Below are 14,736 nucleotides of genomic sequence, written 5' to 3' on the forward strand. Positions count from 1 at the left end.
GAAGGCGTAGAGATGGTAATGCCGGGCGACAACATCAAAATGGTTGTTACCCTGATCCACCCGATCGCGATGGACGATGGTCTGCGTTTCGCAATCCGTGAAGGCGGCCGTACCGTTGGCGCGGGCGTTGTAGCTAAAGTTCTGAGCTAATTGCCGATAACATTTGACGCAATGCGCAATAAAAGGGCATCATTTGATGCCCTTTTTGCACGCTTTCGTACCAGAACCTGGCTCATCAGTGATTTTCTTTGTCATAATCATTGCTGAGACAGGCTCTGTTGAGGGCGTATAATCCGAAAAGCGAATACGCGTTTCGATTTGGTTTGCCTCGCTATCGCGGGGTGAAAATGTTTGTAGAATACTTCTGACAGGTTGGTTTATGAGTGCGAATACCGAAGCTCAAGGAAGCGGGCGCGGCCTGGAAGCGATGAAGTGGGTCGTTGTGGTGGCATTGCTCCTGGTGGCAATCGTCGGCAACTACCTTTATCGCGACATTATGCTGCCGCTGCGTGCGCTGGCCGTAGTAATTCTGATTGCTGCAGCGGGTGGTGTCGCGCTGTTAACGACAAAAGGTAAAGCAACCGTTGCTTTTGCCCGTGAAGCGCGTACCGAAGTCCGTAAGGTCATTTGGCCGACTCGCCAGGAAACATTGCACACCACGCTGATTGTGGCTGCGGTTACCGCAGTAATGTCACTGATCCTGTGGGGACTGGATGGTATTCTGGTTCGCCTGGTATCCTTTATCACTGGCCTGAGGTTCTGAGATGTCTGAAGCTCCTAAAAAGCGCTGGTACGTCGTTCAGGCGTTTTCCGGTTTTGAAGGCCGCGTAGCAACGTCGCTGCGTGAGCATATCAAATTACACAACATGGAAGAGTTGTTTGGCGAAGTCATGGTTCCGACTGAAGAAGTCGTTGAGATCCGTGGCGGTCAGCGTCGCAAAAGCGAACGCAAATTCTTCCCTGGCTACGTCCTCGTTCAGATGGTGATGAACGACGCGAGCTGGCACCTGGTGCGCAGCGTACCGCGTGTGATGGGCTTCATCGGCGGTACTTCCGATCGTCCTGCGCCAATCAGCGATAAAGAAGTTGATGCGATTATGAACCGCCTGCAGCAGGTTGGTGATAAGCCGCGTCCGAAGACGCTGTTTGAACCGGGTGAAATGGTTCGTGTTAATGATGGTCCGTTCGCTGACTTCAACGGCGTCGTTGAAGAGGTGGATTACGAGAAGTCTCGTCTGAAAGTCTCTGTTTCTATCTTCGGTCGTGCGACCCCGGTAGAGCTGGACTTCAGCCAGGTTGAAAAAGCCTAACCCAGCGATCAAAAAAGCGGCGATTTAATCGTTGCACAAGGCGTGAGATTGGAATACAATTTCGCGCCTTTTGTTTTTATGGGCCTTGCCCGTAAAACGATTTTTTATATCACGGGGAGCCTCTCAGAGGCGTTATTACCCAACTTGAGGAATTTATAATGGCTAAGAAAGTACAAGCCTATGTCAAGCTGCAGGTTGCAGCTGGTATGGCTAACCCGAGTCCGCCAGTAGGTCCGGCTCTGGGTCAGCAGGGCGTAAACATCATGGAATTCTGCAAAGCGTTCAACGCAAAAACTGATTCCATCGAAAAAGGTCTGCCGATTCCGGTAGTTATCACCGTTTACGCTGACCGTTCTTTCACTTTCGTTACCAAGACTCCGCCGGCAGCAGTTCTGCTGAAAAAAGCGGCTGGTATCAAGTCTGGTTCCGGTAAGCCGAACAAAGACAAAGTGGGTAAAATTTCCCGCACTCAGCTGCAGGAAATCGCGCAGACCAAAGCTGCCGACATGACTGGTGCCGACATTGAAGCGATGACTCGCTCCATCGAAGGTACTGCACGTTCCATGGGCCTGGTAGTGGAGGACTAAGAAATGGCTAAACTGACCAAGCGCATGCGTGTTATCCGCGAGAAAGTTGATGCGACCAAACAGTACGACATCAACGAAGCTATCGCTCTGCTGAAAGAGCTGGCGACTGCTAAATTCGTAGAAAGCGTGGACGTTGCTGTTAACCTCGGCATCGACGCTCGTAAATCTGACCAGAACGTACGTGGTGCAACTGTACTGCCGCACGGTACTGGCCGTTCCGTTCGCGTAGCTGTATTTACCCAGGGCGCAAACGCTGAAGCTGCTAAAGCTGCAGGCGCTGAACTGGTAGGTATGGAAGATCTGGCTGACCAGATCAAGAAAGGCGAAATGAACTTTGACGTTGTTATTGCTTCTCCGGATGCAATGCGCGTTGTTGGCCAGCTGGGCCAGGTTCTGGGTCCGCGCGGCCTGATGCCGAACCCGAAAGTGGGTACTGTAACCCCGAACGTTGCTGAAGCGGTTAAAAACGCTAAAGCTGGCCAGGTTCGTTACCGTAACGACAAAAACGGCATCATCCACACCACCATTGGTAAAGTGGACTTTGACGCTGACAAACTGAAAGAAAACCTGGAAGCTCTGCTGGTTGCGCTGAAAAAAGCAAAACCGACTCAGGCGAAAGGTGTGTACATCAAGAAAGTTAGCATCTCCACCACCATGGGTGCAGGTGTTGCAGTTGACCAGGCTGGCCTGAGCGCTTCTGCAAACTAATACCTTTACGTGGGCGGTGATTTTGTCTACAATCTTACCCCCACGTATAATGCTTAATGCAGACGTATATCCGAGATATTCGGGTTGTGGCAAGGCGGCAACTGAGTGAGTCGCCAGGAGCATAGCTAACTATGTGACTGGTGCGAACGAAGGAAGCCAACGCCGCCACAAACTGAATAGCGACGGATAGAAAAGATTTGTTCGTTGGAGCCTGGCCTATCCAGGCCTCCGTCGAAGACCGCAGGAGTTTCGTAAGAAACTTAATCCCCTGCGTAGACGGTGACAGAACGCTAAGATTATTCTTGTATATTCTGGCTTGTTTCTGCTCACCGTAATTAAGACGCTCTCTCCATTTGGAGGAGTGAAGTGAGTTCCAGAGATTTTCTCTGGCAAACATCCAGGAGCAAAGCTAATGGCTTTAAATCTTCAAGACAAACAAGCGATTGTTGCTGAAGTCAGCGAAGTAGCCAAAGGCGCGCTGTCTGCAGTGGTTGCGGATTCCCGTGGCGTAACTGTAGATAAAATGACTGAACTGCGTAAAGCAGGTCGCGAAGCTGGCGTATACATGCGTGTTGTTCGTAACACCCTGCTGCGCCGTGCTGTTGAAGGTACTCCGTTCGAGTGCCTGAAAGACGCGTTTGTTGGTCCGACCCTGATTGCATACTCTATGGAACACCCGGGCGCTGCAGCTCGTCTGTTCAAAGAGTTCGCGAAAGCGAATGCAAAATTTGAGGTCAAAGCCGCTGCCTTTGAAGGTGAGCTGATCCCGGCGTCTCAGATCGACCGCCTGGCAACTCTGCCGACCTACGAAGAAGCAATTGCACGCCTGATGGCAACCATGAAAGAAGCTTCGGCTGGCAAACTGGTTCGTACTCTGGCTGCTGTACGCGATGCGAAAGAAGCTGCTTAATCGCAGTTATCTTTTTAACGCATTCGCTTACGTATAAACTTATTCTGATATTCAGGAACAATTTAAATGTCTATCACTAAAGATCAAATCATTGAAGCAGTTGCAGCTATGTCTGTAATGGACGTTGTAGAACTGATCTCTGCAATGGAAGAAAAATTCGGTGTTTCCGCTGCTGCTGCTGTAGCTGTAGCTGCTGGCCCGGTTGAAGCTGCTGAAGAAAAAACTGAATTCGACGTAATTCTGAAAGCTGCTGGCGCTAACAAAGTTGCTGTTATCAAAGCAGTACGTGGCGCAACTGGCCTGGGTCTGAAAGAAGCTAAAGACCTGGTAGAATCTGCTCCAGCTGCTCTGAAAGAAGGCGTGAGCAAAGACGACGCTGAAGCACTGAAAAAAGCTCTGGAAGAAGCTGGCGCTGAAGTTGAAGTTAAATAAGCCAACCCTTCCGGTTGCAGCCTGAGAAATCAGGCTGATGGCTGGTGACTTTTTAGTCACCAGCCTTTTTGCGCTGTAAGGCGCCAGTAGCGTTTCACACTGTTTGACTACTGCTGTGCCTTTCAATGCTTGTTTCTATCGACGACTTAATATACTGCGACAGAACGCCCGTTCTGTGTAAATCGCAATGAAATGGTTTAAGCGTGATAGCAACAGGCATTGCGGAAAGTATCCATTTTCCGGTCAACAAAATAGTGTTGCACAAACTGTCCGCTCAGTGGACAGATGGGTCGACTTGTCAGCGAGCTGAGGAACCCTATGGTTTACTCCTATACCGAGAAAAAACGTATTCGTAAGGATTTTGGTAAACGTCCACAAGTTCTGGATGTACCTTATCTCCTTTCTATCCAGCTTGACTCGTTTCAGAAATTTATCGAGCAAGATCCTGAAGGGCAGTATGGTCTGGAAGCTGCTTTCCGTTCCGTATTCCCGATTCAGAGCTACAGCGGTAATTCCGAGCTGCAATACGTCAGCTACCGCCTTGGCGAACCGGTGTTTGACGTCCAGGAATGTCAAATCCGTGGCGTGACCTATTCCGCACCGCTGCGCGTTAAACTGCGTCTGGTGATCTATGAGCGCGAAGCGCCGGAAGGCACCGTAAAAGACATTAAAGAACAAGAAGTCTACATGGGCGAAATTCCGCTCATGACGGACAACGGTACCTTTGTTATCAACGGTACTGAGCGTGTTATCGTTTCCCAGCTGCACCGTAGTCCTGGCGTCTTCTTTGACTCCGACAAAGGTAAAACCCACTCTTCGGGTAAAGTGCTGTATAACGCGCGCATCATCCCTTACCGTGGTTCCTGGCTGGACTTCGAATTCGATCCGAAGGACAACCTGTTCGTACGTATCGACCGTCGCCGTAAACTGCCTGCGACCATCATTCTGCGCGCCCTGAACTACACCACAGAGCAGATCCTCGACCTGTTCTTTGAAAAAGTTATCTTTGAAATCCGTGATAACAAGCTGCAGATGGAACTGGTGCCGGAACGCCTGCGTGGTGAAACCGCATCTTTTGACATCGAAGCTAACGGTAAAGTGTACGTAGAAAAAGGCCGCCGTATTACTGCGCGCCACATTCGCCAGCTGGAAAAAGACGACGTCAAACTGATTGAAGTTCCGGTTGAGTACATCGCAGGTAAAGTGGTTGCTAAAGACTATATTGATGAGTCTACCGGCGAGCTGATCTGCGCAGCGAACATGGAGCTGAGCCTGGATCTGCTGGCTAAGCTGAGCCAGTCTGGTCATAAGCGTATCGAAACGCTGTTCACCAACGATCTGGATCACGGCCCATATATCTCTGAAACCTTACGTGTCGACCCAACTAACGACCGTCTGAGCGCACTGGTTGAAATCTACCGCATGATGCGCCCTGGCGAGCCGCCGACTCGTGAAGCAGCTGAAAGCCTGTTCGAGAACCTGTTCTTCTCCGAAGACCGTTATGACTTGTCTGCGGTTGGTCGTATGAAGTTCAACCGTTCTCTGCTGCGCGAAGAAATCGAAGGTTCCGGTATCCTGAGCAAAGACGACATCATTGATGTTATGAAAAAGCTCATCGATATCCGTAACGGTAAAGGCGAAGTCGATGATATCGACCACCTCGGCAACCGTCGTATCCGTTCCGTTGGCGAAATGGCGGAAAACCAGTTCCGTGTTGGCCTGGTACGTGTAGAGCGTGCGGTGAAAGAGCGTCTGTCTCTGGGCGATCTGGATACCCTGATGCCTCAGGACATGATCAACGCCAAGCCGATTTCCGCAGCAGTAAAAGAGTTCTTCGGTTCCAGCCAGCTGTCTCAGTTTATGGACCAGAACAACCCGCTGTCTGAGATTACGCACAAACGTCGTATCTCTGCACTCGGTCCAGGCGGTCTGACCCGTGAACGTGCAGGCTTCGAAGTTCGAGACGTACACCCGACTCACTACGGTCGCGTATGTCCAATCGAAACCCCTGAAGGTCCGAACATCGGTCTGATCAACTCCCTGTCCGTGTACGCACAGACTAACGAATACGGCTTCCTTGAGACTCCGTATCGTAAAGTGACCGACGGTGTTGTAACTGACGAAATTCACTACCTGTCTGCTATCGAAGAAGGTAACTACGTTATCGCCCAGGCGAACTCCAACCTGGATGAAGAAGGCCACTTCGTAGAAGACCTGGTAACTTGCCGTAGTAAAGGCGAATCCAGCTTGTTCAGCCGCGACCAGGTTGACTACATGGACGTATCCACCCAGCAGGTGGTATCCGTCGGTGCGTCCCTGATCCCGTTCCTTGAACACGATGACGCCAACCGTGCATTGATGGGTGCGAACATGCAACGTCAGGCCGTTCCGACTCTGCGTGCTGATAAGCCGCTGGTTGGTACGGGTATGGAACGTGCTGTTGCCGTTGACTCCGGTGTAACTGCGGTTGCTAAACGTGGCGGTGTCGTTCAGTACGTGGATGCTTCCCGTATCGTTATCAAAGTTAACGAAGACGAGATGTATCCGGGCGAAGCTGGTATCGATATCTACAACCTGACCAAATACACCCGTTCGAACCAGAACACCTGTATCAACCAGATGCCGTGTGTTTCTCTGGGTGAACCGGTTGAACGTGGCGACGTGCTGGCAGACGGTCCGTCCACCGACCTCGGTGAACTGGCGCTTGGTCAGAACATGCGCGTAGCGTTCATGCCGTGGAATGGTTACAACTTCGAAGACTCCATCCTCGTATCCGAGCGTGTTGTTCAGGAAGACCGTTTCACCACCATCCACATTCAGGAACTGGCGTGTGTGTCCCGTGACACCAAGCTGGGGCCGGAAGAGATCACCGCTGACATCCCGAACGTGGGTGAAGCTGCGCTCTCCAAACTGGATGAATCCGGTATCGTTTACATTGGTGCGGAAGTGACCGGTGGCGACATTCTGGTTGGTAAGGTAACGCCGAAAGGTGAAACTCAACTGACCCCAGAAGAAAAACTGCTGCGTGCGATCTTCGGTGAGAAAGCGTCTGACGTTAAAGACTCTTCTCTGCGCGTACCAAACGGTGTATCCGGTACGGTTATCGACGTTCAGGTCTTTACTCGCGATGGCGTAGAAAAAGACAAACGTGCGCTGGAAATCGAAGAAATGCAGCTCAAACAGGCGAAGAAAGACCTGTCTGAAGAACTGCAGATCCTCGAAGCGGGTCTGTTCAGCCGTATCCGTGCTGTGCTGGTAGCCGGTGGCGTTGAAGCTGAGAAGCTCGACAAACTGCCGCGCGATCGCTGGCTGGAGCTGGGCCTGACCGACGAAGAGAAACAAAATCAGCTGGAACAGCTGGCTGAGCAGTATGACGAACTGAAACACGAGTTCGAGAAGAAACTCGAAGCGAAACGCCGCAAAATCACCCAGGGCGACGATCTGGCACCGGGCGTGCTGAAGATTGTTAAGGTATATCTGGCGGTTAAACGCCGTATCCAGCCTGGTGACAAGATGGCAGGTCGTCACGGTAACAAGGGTGTAATTTCTAAGATCAACCCGATCGAAGATATGCCTTACGATGAAAACGGTACGCCGGTAGACATCGTACTGAACCCGCTGGGCGTACCGTCTCGTATGAACATCGGTCAGATCCTCGAAACCCACCTGGGTATGGCTGCGAAAGGTATCGGCGACAAGATCAACGCCATGCTGAAACAGCAGCAAGAAGTCGCGAAACTGCGCGAATTCATCCAGCGTGCGTACGATCTGGGCGCTGACGTTCGTCAGAAAGTTGACCTGAGTACCTTCAGCGATGAAGAAGTTATGCGTCTGGCTGAAAACCTGCGCAAAGGTATGCCAATCGCCACGCCGGTGTTCGACGGTGCGAAAGAAGCAGAAATTAAAGAGCTGCTGAAACTTGGCGACCTGCCGACTTCTGGTCAGATCCGCCTGTACGACGGCCGCACTGGTGAACAGTTCGAACGTCCGGTAACCGTAGGTTACATGTACATGCTGAAACTGAACCACCTGGTCGACGATAAGATGCACGCGCGTTCCACTGGTTCTTACAGTCTGGTTACTCAGCAGCCGCTGGGTGGTAAGGCACAGTTCGGTGGTCAGCGTTTCGGGGAGATGGAAGTGTGGGCGCTGGAAGCATACGGCGCGGCATACACTCTGCAGGAAATGCTCACCGTTAAGTCTGATGACGTGAACGGTCGTACCAAGATGTATAAGAACATCGTGGACGGCAACCATCAGATGGAGCCGGGCATGCCAGAATCCTTCAACGTATTGTTGAAAGAGATTCGTTCGCTGGGTATTAACATCGAACTGGAAGACGAGTAATTCTCGCTCAAACAGGTCACTGCTGTCGGGGTAAAACCCGGCAGCGGATTGTGCTAACTCCGACGGGAGCAAATCCGTGAAAGATTTATTAAAGTTTCTGAAAGCGCAGACTAAAACCGAAGAGTTTGATGCGATCAAAATTGCTCTGGCATCGCCAGACATGATCCGTTCATGGTCTTTCGGTGAAGTTAAAAAGCCGGAAACCATCAACTACCGTACGTTCAAACCTGAGCGTGACGGCCTTTTCTGCGCCCGTATCTTTGGGCCGGTAAAAGACTACGAGTGCCTGTGCGGTAAGTACAAGCGCCTGAAACACCGTGGCGTTATCTGTGAGAAGTGCGGCGTTGAAGTGACCCAGACCAAAGTACGCCGTGAGCGTATGGGCCACATCGAGCTGGCTTCTCCGACTGCGCACATCTGGTTCCTGAAATCGCTGCCGTCCCGTATCGGCCTGCTGCTCGATATGCCGCTGCGCGATATCGAACGCGTGCTGTACTTCGAATCCTATGTGGTAATCGAAGGCGGTATGACCAACCTGGAACGCCAGCAGATCCTGACTGAAGAGCAGTATCTGGACGCGCTGGAAGAGTTCGGTGACGAATTCGACGCGAAAATGGGTGCGGAAGCAATCCAGGCTCTGCTGAAGAGCATGGATCTGGAGCAAGAGTGCGAACAGCTGCGTGAAGAGCTGAACGAAACTAACTCCGAAACCAAGCGCAAGAAGCTGACCAAGCGTATCAAACTGCTGGAAGCGTTCGTTCAGTCTGGTAACAAGCCAGAGTGGATGATCCTGACCGTTCTGCCGGTACTGCCGCCAGATCTGCGTCCGCTGGTTCCGCTGGATGGTGGTCGTTTCGCGACTTCTGACCTGAACGATCTGTATCGTCGCGTCATTAACCGTAACAACCGTCTGAAACGTCTGCTGGATCTGGCTGCGCCGGATATCATCGTACGCAACGAAAAACGTATGCTGCAGGAAGCGGTAGACGCCCTGCTGGATAACGGTCGTCGCGGTCGTGCGATCACCGGTTCTAACAAGCGTCCTCTGAAATCTTTGGCCGACATGATCAAAGGCAAACAGGGTCGTTTCCGTCAGAACCTGCTCGGTAAGCGTGTTGACTACTCCGGTCGTTCTGTAATCACCGTAGGTCCATACCTGCGTCTGCATCAGTGCGGTCTGCCGAAGAAAATGGCGCTGGAGCTGTTCAAACCGTTCATCTACGGCAAGCTGGAACTGCGTGGTCTTGCTACCACCATTAAAGCTGCTAAGAAAATGGTTGAGCGCGAAGAAGCTGTCGTTTGGGATATCCTGGACGAAGTTATCCGCGAACACCCGGTACTGCTGAACCGTGCACCGACTCTGCACCGTCTGGGTATCCAGGCATTTGAACCGGTACTGATCGAAGGTAAAGCTATCCAGCTGCACCCGCTGGTTTGTGCGGCATATAACGCCGACTTCGATGGTGACCAGATGGCTGTTCACGTACCGCTGACGCTGGAAGCCCAGCTGGAAGCGCGTGCGCTGATGATGTCTACCAACAACATCCTGTCCCCGGCGAACGGCGAACCAATCATCGTTCCGTCTCAGGACGTTGTACTGGGTCTGTACTACATGACCCGTGACTGTGTTAACGCCAAAGGCGAAGGCATGGTGCTGACTGGCCCGAAAGAAGCAGAACGTATTTATCGCGCTGGTCTGGCTTCTCTGCATGCGCGCGTTAAAGTGCGTATCACCGAGTATGAAAAAGATGCTAACGGTGAATTAGTAGCGAAAACCAGCCTGAAAGACACGACTGTTGGCCGTGCCATTCTGTGGATGATTGTACCGAAAGGTCTGCCTTACTCCATCGTCAACCAGGCGCTGGGTAAAAAAGCAATCTCCAAAATGCTGAACACCTGCTACCGCATTCTCGGTCTGAAACCGACCGTTATTTTTGCGGACCAGATCATGTACACCGGCTTTGCATATGCAGCGCGTTCCGGTGCATCGGTTGGTATCGATGACATGGTCATCCCGGAGAAGAAACACGAAATCATCTCCGAGGCAGAAGCAGAAGTTGCTGAAATTCAGGAACAGTTCCAGTCTGGTCTGGTAACTGCGGGCGAACGCTACAACAAAGTTATCGATATCTGGGCTGCGGCGAACGATCGTGTATCCAAAGCGATGATGGATAACCTGCAAACTGAAACCGTTATTAACCGTGACGGTCAGGAAGAGAAACAGGTATCTTTCAACAGCATCTACATGATGGCCGACTCCGGTGCGCGTGGTTCTGCGGCACAGATTCGTCAGCTTGCTGGTATGCGTGGTCTGATGGCGAAGCCGGATGGCTCCATCATCGAAACGCCAATCACCGCGAACTTCCGTGAAGGCCTGAACGTACTCCAGTACTTCATCTCCACCCACGGTGCTCGTAAAGGTCTGGCGGATACCGCACTGAAAACTGCGAACTCCGGTTACCTGACTCGTCGTCTGGTTGACGTGGCGCAGGACCTGGTGGTTACTGAAGACGATTGTGGTACTCATGAAGGTATCATGATGACTCCGGTTATCGAGGGTGGTGACGTTAAAGAGCCGCTGCGCGATCGCGTATTGGGTCGTGTAACTGCTGAAGACGTTCTGAAGCCGGGTACTGCTGATATCCTCGTTCCGCGCAACACGCTGCTGCACGAACAGTGGTGTGACCTGCTGGAAGAGAACTCTGTCGACGCGGTTAAAGTACGTTCTGTTGTATCCTGTGACACCGACTTTGGTGTATGTGCGCACTGCTACGGTCGTGACCTGGCGCGTGGCCACATCATCAACAAAGGTGAAGCAATCGGTGTTATCGCGGCACAGTCCATCGGTGAACCGGGTACTCAGCTGACCATGCGTACGTTCCACATCGGTGGTGCGGCGTCCCGTGCGGCTGCTGAATCCAGCATCCAGGTGAAAAACAAAGGTAGCATCAAGCTCAGCAACGTGAAGTCGGTTGTGAACTCCAGCGGTAAACTGGTTATCACTTCCCGTAACACCGAACTGAAGCTGATCGACGAATTTGGTCGTACCAAAGAAAGCTACAAAGTGCCTTACGGTGCGGTACTGGCGAAAGGTGATGGCGAACAGGTTGCAGGCGGCGAAACCGTTGCAAACTGGGACCCGCACACCATGCCGGTTATCACTGAAGTAAGCGGTTTTGTTCGCTTCACCGATATGATTGACGGTCAGACCATTACTCGTCAGACCGACGAATTGACCGGTCTGTCTTCGCTGGTAGTTCTGGATTCCGCAGAACGTACCGCAGGTGGTAAAGATCTGCGTCCGGCACTGAAAATCGTTGATGCTCAGGGTAACGACGTTCTGATCCCTGGTACTGATATGCCTGCGCAGTACTTCCTGCCGGGTAAAGCGATTGTTCAGCTGGAAGATGGCGTACAGATCAGCTCTGGTGACACCCTGGCGCGTATTCCGCAGGAATCTGGCGGTACTAAGGACATCACCGGTGGTCTGCCGCGCGTTGCGGATCTGTTCGAAGCACGTCGTCCGAAAGAGCCGGCAATCCTGGCTGAAATCAGCGGTGTCGTTTCCTTCGGTAAAGAAACCAAAGGTAAACGTCGTCTGGTTATCACTCCGGTAGACGGCAGCGAACCTTACGAAGAGATGATTCCGAAATGGCGTCAGCTCAACGTGTTCGAAGGTGAACGTGTAGAACGTGGTGACGTCATTTCCGATGGTCCGGAAGCGCCGCACGACATTCTGCGTCTGCGTGGTGTTCATGCTGTGACTCGTTACATCGTTAACGAAGTACAGGACGTATACCGTCTGCAGGGCGTTAAGATTAACGATAAACACATCGAAGTTATCGTTCGTCAGATGCTGCGTAAAGCCACCATCGTTAACGCGGGTAGCTCCGACTTCCTGGAAGGCGAACAGGTTGAATACTCTCGCGTCAAGATCGCAAACCGCGAACTGGAAGCGAACGGCAAAGTGGGTGCAACTTATGCCCGCGATCTGCTGGGTATCACCAAAGCGTCTCTGGCAACCGAGTCGTTCATCTCTGCGGCATCGTTCCAGGAGACCACTCGCGTACTGACCGAAGCAGCTGTTGCGGGCAAACGCGATGAACTGCGCGGTCTGAAAGAGAACGTTATCGTGGGTCGTCTGATCCCGGCAGGTACGGGTTATGCGTATCACCAGGATCGTATGCGCCGCCGTGCTGCGGGTGAAGCTCCGGCTGCACCGCAGGTGACTGCAGAAGACGCGTCTGCCAGCCTGGCAGAACTGCTGAACGCAGGTCTGGGCGGTTCTGATAACGAGTAATCGTTAATCCGCAAATAATGTAAAAACCCGCTTCGGCGGGTTTTTTTATGGGGGTTATTCAGAGGGCAAAGCCTTCACGGGAAATATTAAGAAAGGCAGGGCGAAACGAGGAAGAAGCTTTTCGCCCTGGACAACATTCCTGCTGACGGTACTACCATAAAAAAACGCAACGCTTTCAACAACCTTCCGTTTTTCATCTTCCGTAGCAGCTCGGAATAAATTTACGTTCTTACATTCTGTCTCATGGCCTTTGCGAGGCGCGTCCCAGATAGCTGTCCCAGTCTTTCCATACCGGCTGCAAACCCTGAGCGATTAATGCGGCAGCAACCGTTTCAGGTCGGCGATCGTCGTGCGGTGAGAACTGTTCCAGCTCGGGGTGATTGTCGGCATAGCCACCTGGCTGCGTTTTCGAGAAGGCGCTGACGTTATTAATTGCCAGCGGAATAACGCGATCGCGAAACCACGGTGATTCCCGCGTGGAGAGTGAGAGTTCAATCTCCGGCGCAAGCAGACGGAAGGCGCAGATGGTTTGCACTAACTGGCGTTCATCCATAATCGACGCAGGCTCAATGCCGCCAGTACACGGACGCAGGCGCGGGAAGGAGACGGAATAACGACTTTGCCAGTAATGCTGTTGCAGCCACAGTAAATGCTCGGCAACCATATAGCAGTCAACGCGCCAGCTGTCAGAAAGGCCGATTAGCGCGCCGAGGCCTATCTTATCAATCCCCGCGCGACCCAGCCGATCCGGCGTTTCCAGTCGCCAGAAAAAGTCCTGTTTTTTACCTTTCAGATGATGGCGGGCATATGTCGCCTCGTGATACGTCTCCTGATAAACCATTACCCCATCGAGACCAAGTTGCTTTAACTCGGCGTATTCCGCTTCCGCCAGCGGCTGTACTTCCATCTGTAGTGAAGAGAACTGTTCACGCAGGGCAGGGAGATGACGACGAAAGTAATCCATTCCCACTTTTGCCTGATGTTCACCAGTGACCAGCAACAGATGCTCAAAGCCCATTTCCCGAATAGCGGCGCTTTCTCTGGCGATATCTGCTTCATCCAGCGTTTTGCGCTTGATGCGATTGCTCATGGAAAATCCACAGTACGTGCAGTCGTTAGCGCAAAGATTGGAAAGATAAAGCGGGACGTAGAAGCTGACGACGTTGCCAAATCGCTGACGAGTCAGACGCTGCGCCCGTTGAGCCAGTGGTTCCAGGTATTCACTGGCGGCTGGCGATAACAGCGCCATCATGTCGTCGCGGGTAAGTGGCGCTGTACTCAGCGCCCGCTCTACGTCAGCAGCCGTTTTGCTGTTGATACGCAGGCGGATGTCGTCCCAGTCCAGTTGCCGCCAGCGGTCGCTGAAGGTTTTCATGCCGATGCCTCCAGAAATCCGGTCAGTGGGCTGGTGGCATGAGCAAAATGACTGCGGCTGCCAGGTCCGGCCTGACGTGCCAGCAGGCCCGCTTCTACCGCCAGGCGAAATGCCTTCGCCATGGTGACGGGATCGTCCGCGACGGCAATTGCCGTATTCACTAACACCGCATCGGCGCCCATTTCCAGCGCCTGCGCGGCATGGCTTGGAACGCCGATGCCAGCATCAACGACTACCGGAACCGTGGCCTGCTGGATAATAATCTCCAGCATGGCGCGGGTTTCTAGCCCCTGATTAGAACCAATCGGTGCACCGAGCGGCATCACCGCTGCACAGCCCACTTCTTCCAGACGTTTGCACAACACCGGATCGGCACCGCAGTAAGGCAGCACGACAAATCCTTGTTGCACCAGCGTTTCGGCGGCTTTCAGCGTTTCGATGGGATCGGGCAACAACCAGCGGGCGTCAGGGTGAATCTCCAGCTTCAGCCAGTGTGTTCCTAACGCTTCACGTGCCAGATGGGCAGCGAAAATGGCTTCTTCCGCCGTTTTCGCCCCAGAAGTATTCGGTAGCAGTGTCACACCCGCCGCGATAAGCGGGGCGAGGATAGCGTCATTGTGTTGGCGCAAGTCGACGCGTTTCATTGCCAGCGTCACCACCTGGCTGCCGGAAGCGCGGATCGCCTCCACCATAAGTTGTGAAGAGGCGAATTTCCCGGTGCCGGTAAACAGATGTGAATCAAACATTTTGTCCGCGATACGTAACAT

The 14,736-nt window shown here is 52.6% G+C and carries 10 protein-coding genes and 1 pseudogene; 9 read left to right on the forward strand and 2 right to left on the reverse strand.

Going from position 1 to position 14,736, the window contains the following annotated elements; all coding sequences use genetic code 11:
• The 9 genes and pseudogenes from tuf to rpoC form a co-directional block, all read left to right on the forward strand.
• Window positions 1-150: pseudogene (gene tuf, locus FC814_RS17990) on the forward strand (elongation factor Tu); the annotation flags it as partial.
• A gap of 229 nt (window positions 151-379) precedes the next feature.
• Window positions 380-763 carry a preprotein translocase subunit SecE gene (gene secE, locus FC814_RS17995; RefSeq protein WP_001275702.1) on the forward strand — a complete coding sequence of 128 codons (384 nt, stop codon included), beginning with the start codon at window positions 380-382 and terminating at the stop codon, window positions 761-763.
• A gap of 1 nt (window position 764) precedes the next feature.
• Window positions 765-1,310 (forward strand): transcription termination/antitermination protein NusG, encoded by a 546-nt coding sequence (gene nusG / locus FC814_RS18000; RefSeq protein ID WP_001287521.1) that lies wholly within the window; start codon window positions 765-767, stop codon window positions 1,308-1,310.
• A gap of 158 nt (window positions 1,311-1,468) precedes the next feature.
• Window positions 1,469-1,897, forward strand: coding sequence for a 50S ribosomal protein L11 (gene rplK / locus FC814_RS18005; RefSeq protein ID WP_079805435.1), 429 nt, complete (start codon window positions 1,469-1,471; stop codon window positions 1,895-1,897).
• Between the two features lie 3 nt (window positions 1,898-1,900).
• Window positions 1,901-2,605, forward strand: a complete 705-nt coding sequence (gene rplA / locus FC814_RS18010; protein WP_001096683.1) for a 50S ribosomal protein L1 — start codon at window positions 1,901-1,903, stop codon at window positions 2,603-2,605.
• Window positions 2,606-3,017: 412 nt separating this feature from the next.
• A complete protein-coding gene (gene rplJ / locus FC814_RS18015) occupies window positions 3,018-3,515 on the forward strand; it encodes a 50S ribosomal protein L10 (protein WP_001207201.1) in 498 nt (165 codons plus the stop codon).
• 66 nt (window positions 3,516-3,581) lie between these two features.
• A complete protein-coding gene (gene rplL / locus FC814_RS18020; RefSeq protein ID WP_000028878.1) occupies window positions 3,582-3,947 on the forward strand; it encodes a 50S ribosomal protein L7/L12 in 366 nt (121 codons plus the stop codon).
• 318 nt (window positions 3,948-4,265) lie between these two features.
• Window positions 4,266-8,294 carry a DNA-directed RNA polymerase subunit beta gene (rpoB, locus tag FC814_RS18025; RefSeq protein WP_000263098.1) on the forward strand — a complete coding sequence of 1,343 codons (4,029 nt, stop codon included), beginning with the start codon at window positions 4,266-4,268 and terminating at the stop codon, window positions 8,292-8,294.
• 76 nt (window positions 8,295-8,370) lie between these two features.
• Window positions 8,371-12,594 carry a DNA-directed RNA polymerase subunit beta' gene (gene rpoC, locus FC814_RS18030; RefSeq protein ID WP_000653937.1) on the forward strand — a complete coding sequence of 1,408 codons (4,224 nt, stop codon included), beginning with the start codon at window positions 8,371-8,373 and terminating at the stop codon, window positions 12,592-12,594.
• A 241-nt stretch (window positions 12,595-12,835) separates the two neighbouring features.
• On the opposite strand, the gene thiH is transcribed toward rpoC, so the two are convergent.
• Together thiH and thiG are read right to left on the reverse strand one after the other, a co-directional pair.
• Entirely contained in the window at window positions 12,836-13,969 is a 1,134-nt protein-coding gene (thiH, locus tag FC814_RS18035; RefSeq protein WP_137326258.1) for a 2-iminoacetate synthase ThiH, read from the reverse strand.
• Window positions 13,966-14,736: a thiazole synthase gene (gene thiG / locus FC814_RS18040; RefSeq protein ID WP_000944046.1), complete on the reverse strand. Its 771-nt coding sequence runs from the start codon at window positions 14,734-14,736 to the stop codon at window positions 13,966-13,968. The genes thiH and thiG overlap by 4 nt, the downstream gene beginning before the upstream one ends.

The sequence above is a fragment of the Escherichia sp. MR genome, from assembly GCF_005280595.1.
Taxonomy (GTDB): domain Bacteria; phylum Pseudomonadota; class Gammaproteobacteria; order Enterobacterales; family Enterobacteriaceae; genus Escherichia; species Escherichia ruysiae.

What these genes read in the sequence shown, in the direction of transcription:
- secE (WP_001275702.1), top strand. Translation starts at nt 380, where the DNA reads ATGAGTGCGAATACCGAAGCTCAAGGAAGCGGGCGCGGCCTGGAAGCG.
- nusG (WP_001287521.1), top strand. Translation starts at nt 765, where the DNA reads ATGTCTGAAGCTCCTAAAAAGCGCTGGTACGTCGTTCAGGCGTTTTCC.
- rplK (WP_079805435.1), top strand. Translation starts at nt 1,469, where the DNA reads ATGGCTAAGAAAGTACAAGCCTATGTCAAGCTGCAGGTTGCAGCTGGT.
- rplA (WP_001096683.1), top strand. Translation starts at nt 1,901, where the DNA reads ATGGCTAAACTGACCAAGCGCATGCGTGTTATCCGCGAGAAAGTTGAT.
- rplJ (WP_001207201.1), top strand. Translation starts at nt 3,018, where the DNA reads ATGGCTTTAAATCTTCAAGACAAACAAGCGATTGTTGCTGAAGTCAGC.
- rplL (WP_000028878.1), top strand. Translation starts at nt 3,582, where the DNA reads ATGTCTATCACTAAAGATCAAATCATTGAAGCAGTTGCAGCTATGTCT.
- rpoB (WP_000263098.1), top strand. Translation starts at nt 4,266, where the DNA reads ATGGTTTACTCCTATACCGAGAAAAAACGTATTCGTAAGGATTTTGGT.
- thiH (WP_137326258.1), bottom strand. Translation starts at nt 13,969, where the DNA reads ATGAAAACCTTCAGCGACCGCTGGCGGCAACTGGACTGGGACGACATC.
- thiG (WP_000944046.1), bottom strand. Translation starts at nt 14,736, where the DNA reads ATGTTACGTATCGCGGACAAAATGTTTGATTCACATCTGTTTACCGGC.